Source organism: Aeromicrobium sp. PFPM2_SD2 (assembly GCF_057364525.1).
Window position 1 is genome coordinate 1 of sequence record NZ_JBNFNZ010000249.1, and the last position, 3,713, is coordinate 3,713.

Genomic DNA, 3,713 nt, shown 5'->3' on the forward strand with positions numbered 1-3,713 from the left:
GCGCGACGACGACGGCGAGCCCGCGCGGCGCTTCGCCCGCCAGCACGGGTTCGAGGCCCGACCTGCTGGACGCCATCCGCGAGCTGCCGCTGCCGGCGTCCGTCCCGCCGCTCGTGCTCGACCCCGGCTACGAGCTGCGCACGTGGCGCGGACCGTGCCCGAACGACCTCGTCGACGAGTACGCGTCGCTGCGCCACCAGATGATGCAGCAGGTGCCGTCCGGCGAGGCGGGCCTGGAGGGCGAGTTCTGGGACGCCGACCGGGTGCGCCACGACGAGGCGCAGTGGGAGCGTCAGCAGCGCGACGCCCAGGTCACGGTCGCCCGGTCGCTGTCCACCGGTCACCTGGCCGGGCACACCCAGCTCGTCTTCCCCGACGACGACGAGGTGTTCCAGTGGGACACGCTCGTCCTGCCCGAGCACCGCGGTCACGGCCTGGGCCTCGCGCTCAAGGTGCGCACGATGCAGGCCGCCGCCGACCTGCTGGAGGGGCGCCGGCGCATCACCACCTACAACGCGGCCAGCAACAGCCACATGATCGCGGTCAACGAGAAGCTCGGCTTCGTGCAGACCGCGTGGTGCGAGGAGGTCCTGCGCCGGCTGTGACGGGTCACATCTTGCGGAAGCGCACCCACTTCACGGCGTGGTCCTGGTCCTTGCGCAGGACGAGGGTTGCGCGTCCGCGGGTGGTGGCGATGTTCTCGCGCAGGTTCGGGCCGTTGATCGTGTCCCACAGCTCGTTGGCGCGGGCCAGGGCCTGCTCCTCGGTGAAGTCCGCGTAGCGATGGAAGTACGAGGCCGGGTCGGCGAACGCGGTCTTGCGCAGGGTCAGGAAGCGCTCGACGTACCAGCGCTGGATGTCGGCCACCGACGCGTCCACGTAGACCGAGAAGTCGAAGAAGTCGCTGATCGCCAGGCCGGGGCTGCCGTCTCCGCGCGTGCGGGCGGGCGCGAGGACGTTGAGCCCCTCGACGATGACGATGTCGGGCGACTCCACCTCGACCACCTCGTCGGTGCGGTCGTACGTCAGGTGGTCGTAGACCGGCGCCGTCACGTGCGGGGCGCCGGACTTGACCGCCATGACGAAGCGCAGCAGCGCCCGCTGGTCGTAGGACTCGGGGAAGCCCTTGCGCTGCAGCAGGCCGCGGCGCTCGAGCTCGGCGTTGGGGTACAGGAAGCCGTCCGTGGTGACGAGCTCGACCTTCGGCTCCTCGGGCCCGTGGCGCAGCAGCTCGCGCAGCAGCCGGGCGGTCGTGCTCTTGCCGACGGCGACCGACCCGGCTATGCCGATGACGTACGGCGTGCGGCGCGGCTGCGGCTGGCCCAGGAAGCGCTGGGTGGCCCGGTGCAGCGCGGCGGCGGCGCGGACGCGGATGCCGATGAGCTCGGTGACGGGCAGGTAGACCTGCCGCACCTCCTCCAGGTCCAGCTCGTCCCCGAGGCCGCGGACGCGCTCGATCTCGTCCGCGCTGAGCGGCTGCGGGCGGTCGCCCGCGAGCTCGGCCCAGGCGGCGCGCTCGAGCTCGACGTAGGGGGACTCCTCGCGACTCATGGCGCCCATTCTGTCCGGGCCCTGCGCCGAGGGTGGCACTCGGTACCCTGGTGCCCATGTGTGGAATCGTCGGATATGTGGGCCACCGCCAGGCCAAGGACGTCGTCATGGGCGGACTCCGCCGTCTGGAGTACCGCGGCTACGACTCCGGCGGAGTCGCGGTGGCGCACGAGGGACGCATCGCCTCGGCGAAGAAGGCGGGCAAGCTGGCCAACCTGGACGCCGTCCTGGCCGAGCACCCGCTGCCCGAGGCCACGACCGGCATCGGTCACACCCGCTGGGCCACCCACGCGCGCCGAACGACCTGAACGCGCACCCGCACCTGGACCGTGAGGGCCGTCTGGCGGTCGTGCACAACGGCATCATCGAGAACTTCGCCGAGCTGCGCGCCGAGCTCGAGGCGGCCGGCCACGAGCTGCTGTCCGAGACCGACACCGAGGTCGTCGCGCACCTGCTCCACGACCAGCTCAAGCAGACCCCCGAGCTGCCCGAGGCCGTCCGCGCGGTCTGCCGCCGGCTCGAGGGCGCCTTCACGCTGGTCATCACCGACGCCCAGCAGTCCGACGTCGTCGTCGCGCGCGCCGCAACTCCCCGCTCGTCGTGGGCGTCGGCGAGGGCGAGAACTTCCTCGGCTCGGACGTGGCGGCGTTCATCGACTACACCCGCGACGCGATCGAGCTGGGCCAGGACCAGGTCGTGGCGATCACCGCCGACGGCATCGAGGTCACCACGTTCGACGGCGAGCCCGCCCAGACGAAGGACTACCACGTCGACTGGGACGTCTCGGCGGCCGAGAAGGGCGGCTTCGACTGGTTCATGCTCAAGGAGATCGCCGAGCAGCCGCAGGCCGTGGCCGACACGCTGCTGGGTCGTCACGCCGGCGACGGCACGCTGCAGCTCGACGAGATGCGCCTGTCCGACGACGAGCTGCGCGACATCGACAAGATCATCATCATCGCCTGCGGCACGGCGTCCTACGCCGGCCTCGTGGCCAAGTACGCGATCGAGCACTGGACCGGGTCCCTGCGAGTCGAGCTGGCCAGCGAGTTCCGCTACCGCGACCCGATCATCGACCGCTCGACGCTCGTCGTCGCGATCAGCCAGTCCGGCGAGACCATGGACACGCTCATGGCCATCCGGTACGCCCGCCAGCAGGGCGCCCGCGTGCTGAGCGTCTGCAACACCAACGGCTCCACGATCCCGCGCGAGTCCGACGCGGTCATCTACACGCACGCCGGTCCCGAGGTCGCGGTCGCGTCCACCAAGGGCTTCCTGTCCCAGGTCGTGGCCTGCTACCTGCTCGGCCTCTACCTGGCCCAGGTGCGCGGCGTGAAGTTCGGCGACGAGATCGCCCAGATCATCGCCGACCTGGAGCAGGTCCCCGCCGGCATCCAGCGGATGATCGACGAGGGCCAGCAGGTCCGCGACCTGGCCGCCGAGCTGGCCGGCGAGACCTCGTTCCTGTTCCTGGGCCGTCACGCCGGCTTCCCGGTGGCGCTCGAGGGCGCGCTCAAGCTCAAGGAGCTGGCCTACGTCCACGCCGAGGGCTTCGCGGCCGGCGAGCTCAAGCACGGCCCGATCGCGCTCATCGCCGACGGCCTGCCGGTGTTCGTCGTCGTGCCGCCGCACGGTCGCGACCAGCTGCACGAGAAGGTCGTCAGCAACATCCAGGAGATCCGCGCCCGCGGTGCCCGCACGATCGTGCTGGCCGAGGACGGTGACACGGTCGTCGAGCCGTACGCCGACACGCTGATCCGGATGCCGCGGGTCCCCACCCTGCTGCAGCCGCTCGTCGCGACGGTCCCGCTGCAGATCTTCGCCTGCGAGCTGGCCACCCAGCTGGGCCACGACGTCGACCAGCCGCGCAACCTGGCCAAGTCGGTCACGGTCGAATGACCGTCTGGGGCATCGGCGTGGACGTCGTGGACGTGCCCCGGTTCGCTGCCGCGCTCGAGCGCACGCCGACGCTCGCGGCCCGGCTGTTCACGCCCGACGAGCTCTCCGCCGGGCACCCGGTGGAGTCGCTCGCCGCCCGGTTCGCGGCCAAGGAGGCGTTCGTGAAGGCGCTCAAGGGCCGGCCGGGATGTCCTGGCAGGACGTGCAGGTCGGTGAGCGACGCCGCCGGAGCCCCGGCCTCGTGCCCTCCGGCGCGGCCGCCGACC

3 protein-coding genes and 1 pseudogene are annotated in these 3,713 nt (G+C 71.7%); 3 read left to right on the forward strand and 1 reads right to left on the reverse strand.

Annotated elements, in window-relative coordinates:
- A partial coding sequence (locus AC2W7G_RS11400; protein WP_485868535.1) for a GNAT family N-acetyltransferase occupies positions 1-605 on the forward strand: 605 nt, incomplete at its 5' end.
- Positions 606-609: 4 nt separating this feature from the next.
- On the opposite strand, the gene coaA is transcribed toward AC2W7G_RS11400, so the two are convergent.
- Positions 610-1,560, reverse strand: coding sequence for a type I pantothenate kinase (gene coaA, locus AC2W7G_RS11405; RefSeq protein ID WP_485868536.1), 951 nt, complete (start codon positions 1,558-1,560; stop codon positions 610-612).
- 47 nt (positions 1,561-1,607) lie between these two features.
- Here coaA and glmS point away from each other — a divergent pair.
- A pseudogene (glmS, locus tag AC2W7G_RS11410) lies at positions 1,608-3,447 on the forward strand (glutamine--fructose-6-phosphate transaminase (isomerizing)).
- Positions 3,444-3,713: holo-ACP synthase (locus AC2W7G_RS11415; RefSeq protein WP_485868537.1), on the forward strand; the 270-nt coding region annotated here is incomplete at its 3' end. The pseudogene glmS and the gene AC2W7G_RS11415, both read left to right, overlap by 4 nt.

Bases quoted from the DNA above. Each gene is read 5' to 3' on its own strand.
- coaA (WP_485868536.1), bottom strand. From the start codon at position 1,560: ATGGGCGCCATGAGTCGCGAGGAGTCCCCCTACGTCGAGCTCGAGCGC.